Origin of the sequence: Undibacterium sp. Ji22W (assembly GCF_049340305.1) — a bacterium.
Taxonomy (GTDB): Bacteria; Pseudomonadota; Gammaproteobacteria; order Burkholderiales; family Burkholderiaceae_D; genus Undibacterium.
In genome coordinates, this window is record NZ_JBMPOU010000001.1 from 378726 (window position 1) to 398899 (window position 20174).

17 protein-coding genes are annotated in these 20174 nt (G+C 45.3%); 13 read left to right on the forward strand and 4 right to left on the reverse strand.

The window, feature by feature from the left end; translation table 11 throughout:
* Positions 1-175: 175 nt before the first annotated feature.
* The gene (locus ACO0KW_RS01505; RefSeq protein ID WP_423049946.1) at positions 176-2893 is read right to left on the reverse strand and encodes a prolyl oligopeptidase family serine peptidase; all 2718 of its coding nucleotides are present in this window, start codon (positions 2891-2893) and stop codon (positions 176-178) included.
* A 268-nt stretch (positions 2894-3161) separates the two neighbouring features.
* Here ACO0KW_RS01505 and ACO0KW_RS01510 point away from each other — a divergent pair, with 268 nt between their 5' ends.
* The 3 genes from ACO0KW_RS01510 to ACO0KW_RS01520 all read left to right on the forward strand — a co-directional run bounded on the left by ACO0KW_RS01510 (position 3162) and on the right by ACO0KW_RS01520 (position 6549).
* The gene (locus tag ACO0KW_RS01510; RefSeq protein WP_423049948.1) at positions 3162-4106 is read left to right on the forward strand and encodes a DUF808 domain-containing protein; all 945 of its coding nucleotides are present in this window, start codon (positions 3162-3164) and stop codon (positions 4104-4106) included.
* A 275-nt stretch (positions 4107-4381) separates the two neighbouring features.
* Positions 4382-5380, forward strand: a complete 999-nt coding sequence (locus ACO0KW_RS01515) for an ABC transporter ATP-binding protein (protein ID WP_423049950.1) — start codon at positions 4382-4384, stop codon at positions 5378-5380.
* Complete coding sequence (locus ACO0KW_RS01520; RefSeq protein WP_423049952.1) at positions 5377-6549, forward strand: ABC transporter permease; 1173 nt, start codon at positions 5377-5379, stop codon at positions 6547-6549. Before ACO0KW_RS01515 ends, ACO0KW_RS01520 begins: the two co-directional genes overlap by 4 nt.
* A gap of 79 nt (positions 6550-6628) precedes the next feature.
* Here the strand turns inward: ACO0KW_RS01520 and ACO0KW_RS01525 are convergent, their stop codons facing one another.
* From ACO0KW_RS01525 to xseA, 3 genes are all read right to left on the reverse strand, one after another.
* A complete protein-coding gene (locus ACO0KW_RS01525) occupies positions 6629-7546 on the reverse strand; it encodes a M28 family peptidase (protein ID WP_423049954.1) in 918 nt (305 codons plus the stop codon).
* Between the two features lie 273 nt (positions 7547-7819).
* A complete protein-coding gene (gene sodB / locus ACO0KW_RS01530) occupies positions 7820-8398 on the reverse strand; it encodes a superoxide dismutase [Fe] (protein WP_423049956.1) in 579 nt (192 codons plus the stop codon).
* 184 nt (positions 8399-8582) lie between these two features.
* Complete coding sequence (gene xseA, locus ACO0KW_RS01535) at positions 8583-9941, reverse strand: exodeoxyribonuclease VII large subunit (RefSeq protein ID WP_423049958.1); 1359 nt, start codon at positions 9939-9941, stop codon at positions 8583-8585.
* 934 nt (positions 9942-10875) lie between these two features.
* Here xseA and ACO0KW_RS01540 point away from each other — a divergent pair.
* The 10 genes from ACO0KW_RS01540 (at position 10876) to ACO0KW_RS01585 (ending at position 20138) form a co-directional block, all read left to right on the forward strand.
* Positions 10876-11481, forward strand: coding sequence for a MotA/TolQ/ExbB proton channel family protein (locus tag ACO0KW_RS01540; RefSeq protein WP_423049960.1), 606 nt, complete (start codon positions 10876-10878; stop codon positions 11479-11481).
* 4 nt (positions 11482-11485) lie between these two features.
* Entirely contained in the window at positions 11486-11932 is a 447-nt protein-coding gene (locus ACO0KW_RS01545) for an ExbD/TolR family protein (protein WP_423049962.1), read from the forward strand.
* Between the two features lie 143 nt (positions 11933-12075).
* On the forward strand, positions 12076-13119 hold the full coding sequence (lpxK, locus tag ACO0KW_RS01550) for a tetraacyldisaccharide 4'-kinase (RefSeq protein WP_423049964.1): 1044 nt from the start codon (positions 12076-12078) through the stop codon (positions 13117-13119).
* Complete coding sequence (locus ACO0KW_RS01555; RefSeq protein WP_423049966.1) at positions 13100-13276, forward strand: Trm112 family protein; 177 nt, start codon at positions 13100-13102, stop codon at positions 13274-13276. Before lpxK ends, ACO0KW_RS01555 begins: the two co-directional genes overlap by 20 nt.
* Before the next feature lie 23 nt (positions 13277-13299).
* Positions 13300-14046: a 3-deoxy-manno-octulosonate cytidylyltransferase gene (kdsB, locus tag ACO0KW_RS01560; RefSeq protein ID WP_423049968.1), complete on the forward strand. Its 747-nt coding sequence runs from the start codon at positions 13300-13302 to the stop codon at positions 14044-14046.
* Between the two features lie 206 nt (positions 14047-14252).
* Positions 14253-14909, forward strand: coding sequence for an adenylate kinase (adk, locus tag ACO0KW_RS01565; protein WP_423049970.1), 657 nt, complete (start codon positions 14253-14255; stop codon positions 14907-14909).
* 295 nt (positions 14910-15204) lie between these two features.
* The gene (locus ACO0KW_RS01570; RefSeq protein WP_423049971.1) at positions 15205-17379 is read left to right on the forward strand and encodes a sodium-translocating pyrophosphatase; all 2175 of its coding nucleotides are present in this window, start codon (positions 15205-15207) and stop codon (positions 17377-17379) included.
* A 234-nt stretch (positions 17380-17613) separates the two neighbouring features.
* A complete protein-coding gene (locus tag ACO0KW_RS01575; RefSeq protein ID WP_423049973.1) occupies positions 17614-18369 on the forward strand; it encodes a 3-hydroxyacyl-CoA dehydrogenase in 756 nt (251 codons plus the stop codon).
* Between the two features lie 113 nt (positions 18370-18482).
* Positions 18483-19700, forward strand: coding sequence for a patatin-like phospholipase family protein (locus ACO0KW_RS01580; protein ID WP_423049975.1), 1218 nt, complete (start codon positions 18483-18485; stop codon positions 19698-19700).
* A gap of 72 nt (positions 19701-19772) precedes the next feature.
* Positions 19773-20138 (forward strand): ribonuclease domain-containing protein, encoded by a 366-nt coding sequence (locus ACO0KW_RS01585; protein ID WP_423049977.1) that lies wholly within the window; start codon positions 19773-19775, stop codon positions 20136-20138.
* The last annotated feature ends 36 nt before the right edge of the window (positions 20139-20174 follow it).

The following is a 20174-nucleotide window of genomic DNA, read 5'->3' on the forward strand; positions in this document are numbered from 1 at the left end:
ATTGGTTGGGCATCTGTTCAATCTGCTGTTAGGGTCTTCCTCATGCAATAGGCAAGTTTGCGGCCAATAAAAAAAACGGTATGCCATTGAAATTGACATACCGTTTTCGGTAACTGAAAACGACTACTGGTAAAGCGCGGTTGTGCTCAACAAGATCAGTGAAAATTCGCCGAAATTATTTTGCTTTACCCAAATGTTGCAAGAAAAAGCTTTCGTATTTCTTATGCCAGGCTTTGGGTTTGATCGCGCCACCTAAGCCATGCTCTCCATCTGGATCCAGAAACAGATCGACCAGACTCTCTTTACCATTCTCCAACAGTGCGCGATAGACATTGACCGTATCTTGATACAACACGTTCGGATCTTGCATGCCGTGCACCAGCATTAAAGGTTTTTTTAATCCAACCGTGAGAGGTAGTAAGGAGTAGCGTCGCAAGTTCGGTTTGCTTCTATCCACTTTACCGATAGTGCGTCCGCTATACCAGCTATTGTAGTTCTCCCATTCAGTAGGCCCCGCACCAGCAATCCCCGCCGCAAACACATCAGGACTGGTGTACATCGTGTACTGCGTTTGAAAACCACCAAAGCTCCAGCCAGTTAATCCTATACGCTTGCCATCGACACCTAAGGACTTTTGCATGTATTTAGCGAGATCTTCTAAATCTTCAGTTTGCGGTTTGCCGACTTGTTCCCAGTTCGCATCACTGAATTTGCGGCCATAGTTGGAATGCCCGCGAGGATCAACCGCGACGGTCACATAACCATGTTTGGCTGCCATATACATACCGAACAAATAGGCAGTCGCTTGAAAGCTATCTGTCTCAATAATGTGACGGTCACCTAAAGGCCCACCGTAGGTGTAGACGATCGCTGGACGCTTATCGCTGCTGCTCCACTGTTGGGGCTTAAACATGTAGGCCTCAATCTTATCGCCGTGGCGATTGGTGAAACTAAAGCGCTCGGGTTGAATCAGATGTACGGCATTCCATTGTGGATCATGACTATCAGTGAGGGTGCTTGATTGCGCTCTATTCGCCTGAAGCTGAATGAGTTTAAGTTCAGGGCGGCTAGACCATTGGCCGGCGACACTGGCCATTTTTTGGCCGTTTTCGGCAACGATAGTAGCGCGATGGAAATCACTCGCCTTGCCAAGAGGCGTCATGTCGCCGTTGGCCAACTGTACACTGAAAATATTCATCGCCGCAAAGTCATCGCGATTCGCTAGCACCATCATTGTCTTACTGTCAGGTGTAAATCCCAAGATTTGGTGCGCTTCAAAATTCCCTTGTAGCAGCGCAGTCGCTGTACCATTGGAAGTGTTGATGCGATATGGTTGGCGATAACCGTGCTCGTCTAATACAGCGATCAATTGTTGGCCATCAGGTGTGAATTGCGGCGCAACGACATCGACTACTTCATGACCTACATCTCCACGTTTTTCAAACACGATTGTTGGCTTTTGATTGTCGGCGGTTTTGCCCACATAAATACGCAGTAATTCTTTTTCACGTTCCCAAGTTGAAAACGTGTATTGGCTCGCATCTTTTGAGAACGAGACTCGACTCATTTCAAACCAGACATCGCCGCCATCCTGGGCAAACATTGGTACAGGTTGACGCATGGACTCATCGCTGACACGACGGATATACAGTGCGCTAGCAGAGACAGTGCGTTTGTCATCCGACACTTCCCGGGCGACCTTTTTTGCTGTCGCAAATCGATCGTTGTAGTTCATGATTTCGACCTGACGAGCCGAACCAGCTTTGGCCGGATCTGTCGGAACTGAGGCACTGATCGCCATCCATTGCTTATCCTCGCTCAGGACGGTGGAGTTCAAACTGTATTTTTTTTCCGCATCGTCAGCATGAATTAATTCAGGATTCAATTGGCGTAATTTGCTATCGTTAAAACCGACCGCGTAAATGCGTTTGTCGTCCATGTACAGATAGCCGCTATCGTCGGCATTGTAAGAAATAATACGTTCGACTTTGTCAGTTTTGCTTAAGCGCTCTATTTGTCCAGTACTTGCTTGAAGGCGGAATAGGTCACCGCGATACTGAAAAATGAGTTCCTGTGATTTTTTGGCCCATACTAGGTTTTCGATGCCAGGATATAAATCGGTATTTTTCAACTTCTCTTTGACGAGTTTCTTCTTTAACTCGTCGCGCAATTCCCACAGCTCTTTATCGACTTCATTTTTCTTGGCATCATCGAGTTTGCTGGCTTGCTTATTGTCTGTCGTATTTTCTGTTTTGGTTTCTGTCTTAGTTTCGGTCGTTTTTTCTTTATTACTGTCTGTGTTTACATTTTTACTCGACTTCATGGCAGCAACGGCCGCTTTTTCTTTCGCCGCTTCGGCATCTTTCTCGGCTTTGCTGGCCGCATCACGCGCTTTCTTTGCGGTGAGTTCTTGTTTGAGTTCGGCAATCGCTGCGCGTTCCCATTGCAGTAAGTCGACTTTCTCGCCACGCAAATAGGCAGCTTGCGCTTCAGCCTTCGCTTGGCGCTCGTTTAATTCTTTTTCTTTTTGCTGAAGTTTTTTCTCGAAGCGATCCCAGTCTTCCGGTGCATCATAAGTTTTCATCAGCGCGGGGGAGGTGATACGACTTGTTTTGCCAGTCTCGCTATCATGTAGATAGAGATCATTGCCTTCCTCGCCAAACGGATTCCAGGCATAAGCCAAATAACGCCCATCGTAGCTAAAGCGAAGTTGCGACGCAGCTTTACCCATATAGGATTTACTACGATACAGTTGTTCTAAGCTAAGTTCGTTGGGTTTGAGCTTAGCGATCGCTGCTTCTGCCTTGGCATCTGCATAGGCCAAGGGTGCGTTTAAACTAACCAGTCCGCTACACATCAGGCTAATACTGAGAGCGATTAGCTTTTTCTTCATACTTCCTCCGCTTTTTTGTCTTATAAATTTGTGTATTTGCTTGAAGATTGCTTGTGGTTTAATGCGTTCTTCATTTGAAGAGCACTCGTCAAGTTCTTGCTCCGACAGCGATAGACTTACTTTGGAAGTGAAAGTTCCAATAATGCGCAAGGAGTGTCTCAATGGTGATAATCAGAGAATTTCACCAGAGGTAAAATTGACAAGCAAGTGAGTTTGTACAGTAGAATTTTGTTTTCTTATTTCCAATTACTTATTTCAGAAAGCCGCTATGCCTGGTGCCAGCCTTTTAACTTTATTCGACGATATTGCAACCGTGCTAGACGATGTCGCCCTGATGACCAAAGTTGCAGCCAAGAAAACTGCAGGTGTGCTTGGTGATGATTTGGCTTTGAATGCAGAACAGGTCTCTGGAGTGCGCGCTGAGCGGGAGTTGCCCGTGGTCTGGGCGGTCGCGAAGGGTTCTTTAGTCAATAAGATGATATTGGTGCCTATCGCCCTTTTATTGAGTGCAATCGCACCTTGGGCGATCATGCCGTTGTTGATGGTCGGTGGTGCGTATTTGTGCTTTGAAGGATTTGAAAAACTCGCGCATAAGTTTTTGCATAGTGAGGCTGAAGATGAGGCGCATCATGTCGAGCTGGTACATGCGTTGGACGATGAAAGCATTGACATCGTTCAATTTGAAAAAGACAAAATCAAGGGCGCTATCACTACCGACTTTGTCCTAAGTGGCGAGATTATCATCATTACTCTGGGTACTGTCGCGGATGCCGCTTTTTCCACCCGTTTATCGGTATTGGCGGGGGTGAGTCTGATCATGACGATCGGTGTGTATGGTTTTGTTGCTCTGATCGTTAAGTTGGACGATATTGGCTTTTATTTGCAAAGAAATCAGGAGCAATCTTGGTTGCGTCGAATACAACGTCGTTTAGGTGACGGCTTCGTCGCGTTCGCACCGCGCCTGATGAAAGCCTTGACTGTGATTGGTACTGCTGCGATGTTTTTGGTTGGTGGTGGCATCTTATCGCATGGCATCCCCGCTATTAGTGTGTGGTCTCACCAAATCGCCCATCTGGCTGGATCTGTGATGTGGATAGGTCCGATATTAGAAATTCTTGTTCCTAGTTTGATTGATGCAGTGTTTGGCGTCTTGGCTGGCGGCCTGGTGTTAGTTGGTGTCACTGGATTCCAAAAAATATTCAAACGTCATTAATCGTGTAAGTGCGTTTGCACAAATTATTGCATAGTGAAGTCGCTCAATCGATCGAACAATCAACAAAGCAATTGAGAGAGCAATCGCGCAAATGTGAAAAAAGCGAAAGGAAGTTCAGCCTTTCGCTTTTTTATTGTCGGAAATACGTATTTTGAAGCAATGCTTTCGTATTTCATCGCACGCTACACTTCGATTGAAAATGCATGTTTATATTGAACACTTAGAAATTTCAATTGTTATTTTTTATTTAATTCGTATTTTGATTGAGGTAAGCCATGATAGGTATAGAAGTTGAACATTTAGAGAAAACCTATAGCAAAGTAAAGGCAGTGCAGTCCTTGAGTTTTCGTGTGGCACCTGGCAGTATTTTTGCTTTGCTAGGACCGAATGGGGCAGGCAAGTCTTCCTTGATCCGCATGCTTGTTGGTTTGACGATGCCCGATGCAGGCGAGATCCGTATTTTTCAGAATGGTCAGCGTATCACTAAGATTCCCGAAACTAGTTTTGCTTATTTGCCTGAAGATCGTGGTCTGTATCCCGATAAATCTGTCGTGGAAAATCTGACGTATATCGGCAAATTACGTGGATTAAATAAAATACAAATTCAGGAACAGCTCGCTATCTGGTTGCCGCGTTTTGATCTGGAAGAAAAAGCTAAAGATAAGTTGAGCAAACTGTCGAAAGGCAACCAGCAAAAAGTGCAATTGATCAGTTGCCTGATTCATCGCCCTCAGTTATTGATTTTAGATGAACCGTTTTCTGGCCTCGACCCCGTCAATCAAGAGCATGTATTAAGCATACTGAATGAGTTAAAGCAGAGTGGCACGACTATCTTATTGAGCGCGCATCAAATGGCCTTGGTTGAGCGATTAGCAGATGCGATGTTGTTATTGAATAAGGGGCAGCAAGTTGCGCTCGGTAGCTTGGCTGAAGTAGTAGAACAATTAAGCCCAGAGAAATCGTATCAACTCACTTTTACGCAATCCATTTCCAGCGATGCCTTATCAGCTTGTAGCACTGTGTTGTCACTTGAACAGAATTCCGCAACGCAATTTGTGTTGCGCATACAGGAAGGTGCGAGTGTCAATCAATTGTTGCAGCAAGTGATGGCACTGGGTGAGCTTTGTGATTTTGGCCGAATACAGCCTGCCTTGCATGATCTGTATTTGACAGCGGTACAGAACCACAATGCGCAACAGAACGCGCAACAAAACGTGCAACAGAATTCACTACCAACCGCACAGTCACAAGCGATGCAAGGAGAGACCGCATGAATACCTGGACAATCGCCGCGTTTGAATTTAAGCGCTATTTCAAATGGAAACAAGAAATTATCTCGATTGCTTTAATGCTCTGCGGTATGGGTTTTTCTATCGTGTGGCCTTACGTGAAAGGTGCATTGAACAAGGATTATCAAGTCGCAGTGATTGGTATCAGTCATTTACCTAAATTGGAGGGATTCCAATTCAGCGAAGTGAGTCCCAACACAAAAGCAGAGGTGCTGAAAAATCTCGGTGATAGCTGGCACGCCATTATTCAGATCGAGAGTGGGCAAGTGCAGTTGACGCTCAAAGAAAAGGCGAGCTGGCAAGCTAAACTCAAACTGAGTTTACAAAACTGGCAGCAAGAACAGCAAATTGCTCAATTACCTTTAACCCCTCAACAGCGTCAGCAAATTACAGAGCTACCAGAAATTAAGATGGTTCTGCTAAAACCAGAAAAGGATGATAAGGACGAGAAGGGACGCAGTTTATTCAGCGGCGCCATTTTGTTTTTGCTGATCATGGGGATTTTCTCAGGCTTTGGTTATCTGTTCACCGGCATCACCAGTGAGAAGCAAAACCGGGTCACGGAACAATTGTTGACCTTGATCTCGCCATCGCAGTGGATACAGGGAAAAATACTAGGTATCTCATTGTTTTGTTTGAAAACAATGCTCACTTATGGCTTGATTTTTTTCGCTTTTATTCAAGGTGCCGCAGTGATTTCGGATAAACCAGAAATTGGTATTCCGGTCACCGGATTTCAAATCTTCAGTACTTTATTGTTTGTGATTTTAGGATTGTTACTCGTCAATAGTTTTATGGCAGCATTTGCTGCGACCATTGATGATCCAAATCACTCTAGCCGCAGCATCATGATGTTCTTGCCAGCCATTCCCGTCGGGCTTGCCTACAGCGGAATCGATAATGCAGAAGGTTTGATGATGCAAGTATTGAGTGTATTTCCACTCACATCTTTTGCCGCGATGCCTCTGCGGATGGCTTATGTCGATGTGCCGTGGTGGCAATGGTTGCTGTCGCTCAGCCTCTTGCTCGCTTGCCTGTGGTGGTTTAAATCGGCGGCAACGCGTGTATTCGCGATGGGTATTCGCATGTATGGTAAGGAGCCTGGTTGGAAGCAGTTGTTGGAAACTTTCCTGTTTCCGGTAAAGCATCAATAGTTGCATGAACTGATAGTTTGACGAAAAAAAAGGACGCCGGGATGCGTCCTTTTTTTCACTCACAAGTTACCAGTCTGTTCTAATTCTTTCGAACAAATTGTTGATCGACAAGCTGCACTGCTTTTTGCAGAATCGTAATCGCACCATCAAAGAATTGCGGATTCACTTTTTCGAATTTGTCGGTCGCTTTATGATAGTCGGCATGATCTTCAACGCCAAAATAGAGATGCGGTATGCCTGCTTGGAAAAATGCATAATGATCGGACTGCGGGGTCCAGTCGTCGTTGCCCTGATCTGGTTTGTCGTGATCAAATAAAACGCGAATACCTTGCGTGCCATTCAGGTCTTGCAGGATAGTTTTGAGTTCAGGATTATGGTAGGTACCACTGACAAATAATTCATTTTTGTCGCCGCGTGCAATCATGTCGAAATTGAGATTGGCGCTAATGTCTTTGCGCGGAATCCAAGATTGTTTGACAAATGCATGCGCACCTTGCAATCCTTGCTCTTCTCCATCAAAAAATGCATACACCATATGGTGTTTAATCGCCTTATCTTTCAAATTTTGTGCAATGGCTAGCACGCCGGCTACACCGGATGCGTTATCGTCGGCACCGAAATAAATCTTGTTATAGTTCATTCCCAGATGGTCGTAATGCGCGGAGATTACCAGATACTTCGCAGCCTTATCGTCTGCAAATTGGCAAGCGATAATGTTTTTTCCTTCGGGCGAAGGACTCGGTCTGCTTGCTTTGAATTCCTGAATGTAGGCTGTCGTGCAAGGCTTTAACCCAAGTTCTGCAATCCGCTTAAGAATGTAATTACGCGCCAACGCACTACCAGGGCTGCCGATTTCGCGTCCTTGCATTTGTTCGCCGGAAAGCACCTGCAGATCCTGCATTGCCTGCGACATTGAATTTTGTGCCAAGCAAGTTGACGTCATCCAGCATAGCGAGATGCTGATCAGGATAGAAATTCGGCGGATTTGTGAACGCATGGTAGTTCTTACTGTTATTAAGTGTTAATCGGATTGCGAGATTGGTGGCCGACGGTGTTCATTTTTTGCTCAATAATGCATAAGCTGACGGTATACAACAGAGCACATTATGCGACGGCTTTAAGTGCTACTTTTGGGCTAATAAAAAAGCCTGCGAATGCTTCGCAGGCTGATTCTTACGCGCTAAGTTAGGTTCAAAGTAAGTTATAACTCAGGTTTTAACTTAGGTTCTAACTCAGGTTTTAACTTAGATACTTAGCATTCACTTCAGGATTATGCCAGATTTGCAGCAGCAAATTCCCAGTTAACCAAGGCCCAGAATGCTTCCAAATATTTTGGACGTGCATTGCGATAGTCGATGTAATAAGCGTGTTCCCACAAATCACAAGTGATCAATGGTGTGTCTGTTGTTGTCAATGGCGTTGCGGCGTTGGATGTGTTCACGATATCCAAAGTGCCGTCTGCCTTTTTCACCAACCAAGTCCAGCTGGAACCGAAGTTGCCTACGCAAGATTTTGTGAAAGCATCTTTGAATGCATCAAAAGAACCCCATTTTGCATTGATCGCATCGGCTAAAACACCGGTTGGAGCGCCGCCACCGTTTGGTTTCAAACCATTCCAGTAGAAAGTGTGATTCCAGATTTGCGCTGCGTTATTGAAAATACCAGCGGAAGATTTTTTGACGATTTCTTCCAAAGTAGCATTTTCAAATTCTGTGCCCTTGATCAGATTATTCAGGTTAGTGACATACGTCTGATGATGCTTACCGTAGTGGTATTCCAAAGTTTCTTGAGAAATATGTGGAGCCAAAGCGTCGATGGCGTATGGCAATGCTGGCAAAGTATGTTCCATGGCAGATCCTTTAGTAATGAATGAGGGATTAATTTGAGAGATCAATTTGCATTGTTAATCATAAAAATGCGCAAAAACCGCAGAAATACGTCAAAACAAGTACAAACTGATTTGTAAAACTGAAACCAGGCCGTGCTAAAACCAATATTGTAAGCTTTTGTCGAAAGGCTTGCAGCTAATGCATTCAATTCGGTTTGTCGATACCCGCAATTTGTAGTTCGCTCGTATCCGACGCCGTGCGTAATTTTAGAATGTCACCTGATTTGATTTGCGCGGCACTCCGGATTAATTTCCCATCAGCTTGCTGCAAAATCACGTAGCCACGCTCTAGCGTTCGCTGAGGATTTAGCATTTCCATTTTTTCTTGCAAGCTAGTAAGCAAGGCTCTTTGTTGGCGTAACTGATGTTGCTGATTAACTCTGAATTGTAAGCTCAATTGTTTGAGTTTTGCTTGTGAGTTGGCGCTGTTCGGCTTCTGATGCGCCAACTTGGACTGCAACTGCAAAAAACGCGTTTGCGCGGCACTTAATGATTGCGTCATTGCGAAACGTAGGCTTTGCGCTGAATGAATGATTTGTTGGCGTTTCGTTTGCAACGCGCTACGCGGACTTTGTAAGCGATGGCTGAGCCAGTCTAAATTTTGCGCTTGTCCATCCACTTGACGACGGATTTGTCGCTGCATTAATTGTTGCCAGTGAGCGAGTGTGGCAATCCAGTCAGCAGTCGGTGTTGCCGCCATCTCTGCTGCTGCGGTTGGGGTCGGCGCCCGTAAGTCGGCGACGAAGTCAGTGATCGTAAAATCAGTTTCATGCCCGACACCGCTAATGACGGGCAAGGCGCAATGGGCAATTGTTCGGGCTAACATTTCATCGTTGAATGCCCATAAATCTTCTATGCTGCCTCCGCCGCGACATACGATCAGTAAATCACAGCGTGCTTCTGCTTCGGCTAGCGCGACCATTTGCGCGATTTTGGCAGCTGCTTCTTCACCTTGCACAGGGCAGGGGTAGATGATGACTTCGATATGCGGTGTACGTCTTTGCAGAGCCGTGAGCACATCGCGCAACGCCGCTGCATTTGGACTGGTGACCACACCTATGCGTCGGACAAACCTGGGAATCGATTTTTTACGCTGAGGATCAAACAGCCCTTCATCCGCCAACTTGGATTTTAGTTGTAAAAAAGCCTCGTATAAGTTGCCAACGCCGGCACGCCTTATGGCTTCGACATTGATTTGAAAATCGCCTCTGGGTTCGTACAGGCTGACAAGCGCACGTACTTCAACTTTGTCGCCTTCGCGCGGCATAAAGTTCGCATATTGTGCCCTGCCGCGAAACATGACCGCACGCACCTGAGCAGCACTGTCTTTGAGGGTGAAGTACCAATGGCCCGAAGTGGCGCGGGTAAAATTAGAAATTTCGCCGGAAACCCACGTCAATGGGAAGTTTCGTTCTAGTAGTTGCGCAACAGCGCGGTTTAACGCCGAAACAGGGATAACTCCCTCGGTTTTTTGCGGGTTTTGTGGTGAATAATTTGATGCCATAAGACTTAGCGAAGAAAAGCTGTCCACAGTTATGCAGAGAAGGTACAAGCATGTCATGCACAAATTTTTCTGTCAAAAATATTTGAGATGAATTGTATAAGTCTTTGATTTTAAATGATTAAATTACTTTAACTTAAAGGCATAAATGTTAAAAACTGTAAAGCGTGTAAAAAAATCAGAATTTTACGTGTAAATATTTTGTGCTTATGCACAAAGTTATCCACAGGAAATGATGCCGAAATTGGAAGAAGTTCTTTGGGGAAATTAAACGTTTAACTGCCAGTTTTTGTAGCAGTACTACAAATCTCAATGAAATCATGTACTTAGTGGCATGTCACTAGCTTGTTCACAAAGATATCCACATTTTATGTGCAGAACTTTGGACTTATTCAACGCTACTGCCTAATTTAATCAAATTTTCTAGCTTAATTACACAATAAATCCGCTTAATGTTGACTTGCAGTAGTTTTGCTTAAATTTCACGCAGGGATAATTTTATGATGTAAATCAATTACTTAGATTGATGTGAAGCGCTTGTGCACAAAGTTCTCCACAGTTTGTGTGCAAAACTTAGGGACATATTTCAACTTACTGTATTGACTGTGGAAAACCTAGAATAAATGCTTTTTTATTATGATTTGTGATGTTGCTCAATTTAAGTGCTCCCAAATCAATGCATTTAAAATCAAGGACTTAGAATTTAGCCCCAAGGATATCCACAATCTTGCACACAGTTTCTGTGCACAACTTTGTAAATGTATTTTTGATTAGTTTTTATTTTATCTTGATTTATTCGGATCGATTTCACAAAAAATAATCCTGTGCATGTACTTGCCCAGTGCCGAACAACACGATACATTGCGGGCTGAGTGTTTATTCGTAGTTATTCGTAGCTGCGACGATTTATTTAGATCTTTCTGGCAAGGAGTGTCATTTGTTCGCAATTATTCAGGCCGCTGGTTGGCCGATTTATTTTTTGTTGGTGGCATCCATTGTCGCTTTGGCCTTAATTATTGAGCGAACTTTGTCTTTGAGGAGACAAAGAATTTTGCCTAAGACTTTGTTGGATGAGGTAATTCGGGTCTATCAAAGTGGCAAAATCAAACAGGAAGTGATTGATCAGTTAGCGATTAATTCTCCGCTCGGACGCGTATTAGCGGCAGGCCTACGCAACGTGAATGCACCGCGTGAAGTGATGAAAGAATCGATCGAAGAAGCGGGCAGTGCGGTTGCTCACGAATTAGAAAAATTCCTGACGACTTTAGGTACCATCGCATCTCTGGCACCATTGATGGGTTTGTTTGGTACGGTCGTCGGTATGATCGAAATTTTCGGCTCGCAAAATGCATCTGGTGCGAATCCTGCACAATTGGCACATGGTATTTCTGTGGCTTTGTATAACACCGGTTTCGGGCTGTTAATTGCAATGCCTGCGATGATTTTCTATCGTCATTTCCGTGCCTTGGCCGATAGCTTTGTGGTCGAAATGGAACAGCAAGCGGTCAAGTTTGTCGACATTGTTCACAGCACGAGAAAGTAGTCGTATGAATTTTCGTAAAGGACGGGGCAAAGAAGATCCAGAAATCAATTTGATTCCCTTTATTGACGTGTTACTGGTGATCTTGATTTTTTTGATGGTGACAACGACATATAGCCGATTCACCGAATTGCAAATTACTTTGCCAACGGCGGATGCAGAAAAAGCCCAAGAAAAACCAAGTCAAATTGAAATCGGTATTGATGCGCAAGGACGCTACAAAATTAATAGTGAGGCAGTCAGTTTTCTCGATGCAGCAACGCTCGCAAACGATTTGAAGAAAGCGGCAGAAAGTCTGAGCGCAGGTAAAGCTGGCGCCGCTGATCCAGTTGTGATTATCAATGCGGATCGGGCTACTAGTCATCAGTCTGTGATTGACGTACTAGAAGCGGCACGTATTGCCGGTTTAGCGAAAGTGACGTTTGCGGCGCAGGCGACCTCTAACGCGAAATAGTTATTTTCTAATTTTCAGTTACGCATTTAAAAAAGAGAGTGGCAGCACTCTCTTTTTTCTTGTGAACGATCTCTAAGTTGATCTGTTGATTGATCTTTAATTTGTTCAGTTTGTCGTCGTTCTAACCTTGTCTGGAGTATTTGTTGCGCGCTAGTCTCGAATCATTTTTCATTCAAGCATGGTCAAAGCGCGGGATGATCGCTTTGTTATTGTGGCCTATGTCCAAGTTATTTGGATTGCTGCTGAACTTTCGTTTCGGCTTGTTGGTGCTTGGATATCGTCGACAAACGCAGGTCAAGGTGCCAGTGATCATCGTTGGAAATATTTATATCGGCGGTACCGGAAAGACGCCTTTGGTGATCTGGTTGGTAGAGACTTTACGTCAGGCTGGCTGGAATCCCGGTGTTATTTCACGTGGTTATGGCGCCCATGTCGAGCGAATACAAGAAGTCAGTGAAAATTCGCTGGCAAGTGAAGTTGGGGATGAGCCCTTGTTGATCGTGCAGCGCACTGGCTGTCCTATGACTGTAGGACGTAATCGCGTCGCTAGTGCCCAACAATTGTTAAGTTCGCATCCAACAGTTGATGTCATTATTTCAGATGATGGTCTACAGCATTATGCATTAGGGCGCGACATAGAAATCCTCATGTTCGATCAACGTGGCATCGGCAATGGCTGGTTGTTGCCAGCTGGCCCACTACGCGAGCCAGCAAGTCGTCGTCGGGATTTCACGATTTTAAATTCCGCTAAACCCGATCAGGTCGATGATATAGGTGATGAAGTTTTTTCTATGCATTTGCAAATGGCTGAGTTGATTAATTTAAGCCAGTCAACATTGCGGCAGTCTTTGTCTGCCATGCGCGGTAAGAAAATACTCGCCGCTGCTGGAATCGGGAATCCGCAACGTTTTTTTTCTATGCTAAGTGCGCAAGAACTGGTCTTTAAAGCGATGCCTCTGCCCGACCATTTTGCTTTTTTCACTGAATTATTTCAACATGAAGACGCTGAAATCATCCTTATCACGGAGAAGGATGCAGTAAAATGTAGGCAAATTGCGGGATTGCGTGACGATCCGCGTATCTGGCTGGTGCCGGTTGCTGCTGAACTCGATGCAGAATTTAAGAACCAGCTACTCAAGTTGCTCGAATTAACTTCGGAGAAAAAACATGGATGCACGTCTGCTTGACGTTCTGGTCTGCCCTTTATGCAAAGGGTCTTTGGTTTACGATAAAGTTGCGCAAGAATTGATCTGTAAAGCCGACCGTTTAGCATTTCCGATTCGTGATGGCATTCCAATTATGTGGGAAGACCAGGCGCGTACTATCCCCGTAGATCATCCCTAATTAATTAACCAAGTAAGTACATCATGAGTTTTATCGCGATTGTGCCAGCGCGTCTGGCCTCAACTCGTTTGCCAAATAAGCCTTTAGCAGATATCGGTGGTAAACCTATGGTCGTACGCACTGCCGAACGTGCCATGTTATCGGGCGCGGCTCAAGTCGTGGTCGCCACTGATCATGCAGACATTTTTGCCGCTTGTCGTGACCATGGTATTGAGGTGCAGATGACCCGTTCTGATCACCCTTCAGGTACTGACAGAATTGCCGAAGTTGCGGCAGCGATGGGCTTGTCTGCAGATGCTGTGGTGGTGAACGTACAAGGCGATGAACCTTTGATCGATCCGGCCTTAATTGCAGCTACCGCAGCTTTGGTTAATCCGCAAACACCGATGGCCACCGCAGCGCACGAAATTCATACGACGCAAGAGTTGTTCAACCCTAATGTGGTCAAAGTGGTTTTAGACAAAATGAGTCGTGCTTTGTATTTTTCACGCGCGCCTATGCCATGGGCACGCGATGCTTTCGCGCAAGATCAGCAAGCCATGCCGAGTGGGTATAAAGCTTTGCGTCACATTGGTTTGTATGCATATCAAAATCAATTTTTGCAAGCCTATCCGGCGCTGCCTATTTCTCCCCTTGAACAAATTGAGGCGCTTGAGCAATTACGTGTGTTGTGGAATGGGATCTCCATTGCGGTGCATGTGACCGACCAAAGTCCAGCTGCTGGGGTTGATACGCTAGACGATTTGCAACGTGTCAGAACATTTTTTTGAACTTGTGGCAAAAATCCATGAGCTTGCCCGTGGAAAGCGTTTCAAGCGGAAAAAACTGTGGTAAATTTCGTAAAGAACAAAATAAATGACGGTGACTTTGCGTCACCATCACAAAAAAATAATCGGATCTACCTCAAGAATTACACAGTCTTGCAAATCTTTATTTACAAGGCTTACAGAATATTAAACTCGTCTAGGAAATAAAAATGCGTCTTATTTTGTTGGGAGCACCCGGAGCTGGCAAGGGCACGCAAGCCAATTACATTAAGGAAAAATTTGGTATTCCACAAATCTCTACTGGAGACATGTTGCGTGCAGCGGTGAAAGCAGGAACGCCGCTAGGCGTGGAAGCGAAAAAAGTGATGGATGCTGGTGGTTTAGTATCCGATGACATCATTATTGGCTTGGTCAAAGAACGTTTGAAACAAGACGACTGTGCAAACGGTTATTTGTTTGATGGTTTTCCAAGAACTACGCCACAAGCAGATGCCATGAAAGATGCTGGCGTTTCGATTGATTATGTTTTAGAAATTGATGTGCCTGATAGCGCGATCATCGAACGTATGAGTGGTCGCCGTGTACATCCAGGTTCCGGTCGTACTTATCATGTGAAATTTAATCCACCTAAAGTTGAAGGTAAAGACGACGACACCGGTGAAGATTTAGTGCAGCGTGATGATGATAAAGAAGAAACCGTGCAAAAACGTTTAGCGGTTTATCATAGTCAAACTGAGGTCTTGGTTGGTTACTATGGTGATTGGGCAAAATCTGGTAAATCAGGTGCACCTAAATACCGCAAGATTGCAGGCGTCGGGGCGGTTGATGCCATACGTGACGCGGCATTCGCGGCACTGTCAGAATAAAGGAAGCGGACTTTGTGTCCGCTTTTTTTTCGTCCACGCAGTTTACTTTTTGCGAGTGTTTTGCTTTTGAATTCTACTCGGCGGTTGGATTTGATTTTTATTTTTATTTTTAATGGAGGTCCTTGATTCGTTAATGTCAGTAAATTTCTGTGTAGTTTTTGTGTCCCAATACCAGATTCAGTTTTAAAAACAAAAATGTCAGTTGTTCTATTTCGCTTATTTCTATAAACGGTGTGATGCGTGTAAAGTCAAAAGCTAAGCGCAATCAACACCAACAAAAATTGGAGGCGTCAACATGGTATTAAGTCTGTGGATTGTTGTAGCGTGTGGAGTACTAGCGGTACTTTACGGTTTAATTACAAGAAGTTGGATTTTGAAACAGGATGCGGGGAATGCCCGTATGCAGGAAATTGCGACAGCGATTCAAGAAGGTGCAGCCGCTTATCTGGCTCGCCAATACAAAACCATCGCGATGGTGGGTGTGGTCTTATTCATTGCGATTGCGATCTTGCCGGGTCTCGGCCCCATCACCGCAGTTGGGTTTCTGATTGGCGCAGTGTTATCTGGCGCCTGCGGTTTTATTGGCATGAATGTTTCAGTACGTGCCAATGTACGTACTGCACAAGCAGCGACCAAAGGTATGAACCAAGCTTTGGATGTGGCGTTTAAGGGCGGTGCGATCACTGGGATGTTAGTCGCTGGTTTAGGCTTGCTCGGTGTCGCTTTGTTCTACATGTATCTGACCAGTGGCTCCGCCACAGGAATGTCTCAGCATGATTTGATCAAGCCGTTAATTGGCCTGGCTTTCGGCGCATCTTTAATTTCTATTTTTGCCCGTCTCGGTGGTGGTATCTTTACCAAAGGCGCTGACGTCGGCGCTGATCTGGTTGGTAAAGTTGAAGCTGGCATTCCTGAAGACGACCCCCGCAATCCAGCGGTGATTGCCGATAACGTTGGTGACAACGTCGGTGATTGCGCTGGTATGGCCGCCGATTTGTTTGAGACCTATGTCGTCACCTTAATTGCGACCATGTTGCTTGGCGCACTGATGGTGACGAACGCAGTGACCGAAGCAATTGTATATCCGCTGATGCTGGGTGCAGTATCGATTCCGGCGTCGATTGTCGGTTGCTCACTGGTCAAACACACACCAGGTCAAAAAATTATGTCAGCCTTATACAAAGGTCTGTGGTGGGCGGCAGGATTGTCTTTGATCGGATTTGCGGTCGTCACTTTCATGTTGTTCAAAGATGATGTGATGCGTCAGCAAATGCTGATTTCGGCTGTGGTTGGGATCGTCTTGACTGGCTTGATGGTCTACATCACTGAGTACTACACGGGCACCGATTTCAAACCAGTACGCCATATTGCAGAAGCTTCTACAACTGGCCACGGCACAAACATCATCGCTGGCCTCGGTGTGTCTATGAAATCTACTGCATATCCAGTACTGGCAGTCTGCGTGGCGATTTTGGTGTCGTATAAATTTGGCGGCGGCTTGTATGGAATCGCGGTTGCAGCGACTTCCATGTTGTCAATGGCAGGTATTATTGTTGCCCTCGATGCCTATGGTCCGATTACAGATAATGCCGGCGGTATTGCTGAAATGTCGGGTATGGATGAATCAGTGCGTGCAATTACTGATCCTCTTGACGCCGTGGGTAATACGACGAAAGCTGTGACTAAGGGTTATGCGATTGGCTCGGCAGGTTTGGCTGCGCTGGTTTTATTTGCGGATTACACTCATGCATTAAGTTCTGTCGGACTGGAAGTGAAATTTGATTTATCGGATCCACAAGTCATCGTTGGATTGTTTATCGGTGGATTGATTCCATACTTGTTCGGCGCGATGGCGATGGAAGCTGTAGGACGTGCTGCGGGTGCTGTGGTGGTCGAAGTACGTCGTCAATTCCGTGATATTAAAGGCATCATGGATGGTAGCGGCAAGCCAGAGTACGATAAAGCAGTTGATATGTTGACAGCCTCTGCGATTAAAGAAATGATTTTGCCTTCTTTGTTGCCAGTCGCCGTGCCAATTCTGGTGGGTTTGACCTTAGGTCCAGCTGCCTTGGGTGGGATGTTGATGGGGACAATTATCACTGGCTTGTTCGTGGCGATTTCCATGACCACCGGTGGTGGTGCCTGGGATAATGCAAAGAAATATATCGAAGACGGACATTTCGGTGGCAAGGGTTCTGAGGCGCATAAAGCCGCAGTGACCGGCGACACCGTAGGCGATCCTTACAAAGATACAGCAGGTCCTGCGGTGAATCCTTTGATTAAAATTATCAATATCGTCGCTTTGTTATTGGTGCCTCTTTTCCCTCTGGTACCTTGGTTGAAAGCGCCAGTGCAAGCCGCACCAATCATTTCACATAAAGCAGATGTGCTGCCACAGATAGAAGCGCCAGTTGGTTTAGATGTGGTTAAGGTAAAAGCGGCTTCAGCCAGCGAAGCGGCATCGAAATAATGTCTAATGATGTTGCGTAGCTTGCAATAAAATTTGAAGTAAGTGTTGATCAAAAAAGCAGTGATTGTGACGCAATCACTGCTTTTTTCTTGTCCGTGTATTTTTTACTTTCTACAAATAGCGAAAAGCGGGATAATTGACGTTTACGTTAACGTCATGGTGCCGAAATCAGCGCCCAGCGTTTGATGAAATTCTTATTCAACTTATTAAATTTATTTTAGAGCAGAGGGAAGTATGCAAATTCAAGACAATGTATTCATTATCACTGGCGGCGCATCTGGTTTAGGTGAAGCAACTGCCCGCATGATTACTGCAAATGGCGGTAAAGTGGTGATTGCTGACGTGCAGGTAGAAGCTGGGCAAAAATTGGCAGTAGAATTGAATGCGACTTTCGTTAAATGCGATGTAACACAAGAAGCTGATGGTCAGGCAGTCGTCGCTGCGGCAACTGCAGCAGGTACTCTGCGCGGCTTGATCAATTGCGCAGGTGTTGCGCCCGCTGTCAAAACAGTCGGCAAAGAGGGCGCGCACCCATTGGAATTATTCCAGCGCGTAGTGAATATTAATTTGGTCGGCACATTCAACATGGCACGCTTAGCAGCAGAAGCGATGAGCAAAACTGAAGCGATACAAGAAGAGCGCGGCATCATTATTAACACCGCATCTGTTGCTGCCTTTGATGGCCAAATGGGGCAGGCAGCCTATGCTTCTTCTAAAGCTGCGGTGGTTGGATTGACCTTACCTATGGCACGTGATTTATCGCGCAATGGTATTCGCGTGATGACAATTGCCCCAGGCATTTTTGAAACACCGATGTTGTTAGGTATGCCGCAAGAAGTGCAAGATGCTTTGGGTAAAATGGTACCGTTCCCATCCCGTTTGGGTAAACCAAATGAATATGCACAATTGGCAAAATCCATCATCGAAAACATGATGTTGAATGGTGAAACGATCCGTTTGGATGGCGCGATTCGCATGCAACCAAAATAAGTTCCCAATTTTCGTTCCAAAAATCACACTTTCTTGCTTTCTTGCAGACATTTATCTTGTACGCGAATACACTAGATACATAAGAAAAGTTTGCTTTTTGGAGCCGAATAGGAATGAATAGTAATGCCACGACAGGCTTGATTTTGACTGGAGGCGGTGCACGCGCCGCCTACCAGGTCGGAGTTCTCAAGGCGATCTCTGATATCTTGTTAGAACAAGGTTGGGATCCTAAAAAAAATCCATTTGGGATTATTTGCGGAACCTCTGCGGGGGCGATCAACGCCACGGCACTGGCTTCTCGTGCCGATCACTTTCAAGAGTCAGTCAATAATATTTTGCATGTCTGGAGCCATTTTGAAGCTGCGCAAGTGTATCGTGCAGATTCCCTTGGTGTCATCCGCTCTGGTGCGCGGTGGTTATCGATCATGTCGTTCGGTTGGTTGTTAAACAAATGGCGCAAGTCGCCACCGACTTCGTTATTAGATAATTCGCCATTAGCCGGTTTATTGCATCGGATGCTAGATATGGAGCGTCTCGATCAGGCTTTCGCGACGGATGATCTGCAAGCATTGGCGGTGACAGCATCTTCCTATACGACCGGTCATCATTTAACTTTTTATCAGACTTTAAAAGATATCGAACCTTGGGTGCGCAGTCAGCGGTTGGCCCAGCGTGATTTCATTGGTGTGCAACATTTATTGGCGTCGTCTGCTATCCCTTTTATTTTTCCTTCTATTCCTTTGAATTGGGGAGGCCATCTCGAGTATTGTGGCGATGGTTCTATGCGTCAATTGGCGCCGATTTCTCCCGCGATTCATTTAGGCGCTAATAAGGTTTTAATCGTTGGTGCCGGGCGATTATCCGAGCCGCCACGGCAAAATTTTGAATTGGCGACTTACCCGAGTTTGGCACAGATTGCCGGTCATGCGATGTCGAGTATCTTCTTGGATAGTTTGGCGGTCGATATTGAACGCCTAACGCGAATCAACAAAACTCTTTCGATGTTACCTCCCGATTTATTGGAGAAAACCCCTTTGAAGCCAGTTGATCTGTTGGTAATTGCCCCGTCCGAGCGATTAGATGAAATTGCAAGCCGCCACACACAAAGTCTGCCTTTGCCAGTCAGAACTATGCTGGGTGGCATCGGCGCGACTGACGTACGTGGCGCTGCGTTGGCGTCTTATTTGTTATTTGAAGCAAGCTACACTCAAGAATTGATCGCCTTGGGAATCAAGGATACTTTGGCGATGAAAGAAGAAGTCATTCTTTTTTTTCAGCCACAATCTGTGAAAAAGTATCCTGTTCCAGCGATGGAAGCTGTTCCTGCTTAAATATACAATTCATTGCTAAACAGTGTGTAATCAATTATGTTATTTAATTTGAATTTCCATTTTTCTATAATAATGAAATCTCAATTACGACAGTTTCTAGCGGTCTTGATCTTTGGCTTGAGTTTGACGTCAAACGTTTTTGCGCAGGATGTAGGTTCGGTCAACATTCAAGATCTACCGCGAGAAGCACAGCAGACTTTGCTATTGATTCAGCAGGGTGGTCCGTTTCCATATGATAAAGATGGATCAGTATTTGGTAACTATGAGCGTCAACTTCCCAAGCGTGCCCGTGGCTATTATCATGAATATACGGTGAAGACGCCGTATGCAAGGAATCGGGGTGCCAGACGAATTATTGCTGGCGGCGCACGTCCACCTTATTATGAGTTTTATTACACTGCGGATCACTACGCCAGTTTTAAACGGATTAAAGAGTAAATACCGTTCAGGTCGGTCAAGAATGTCATCATTGAT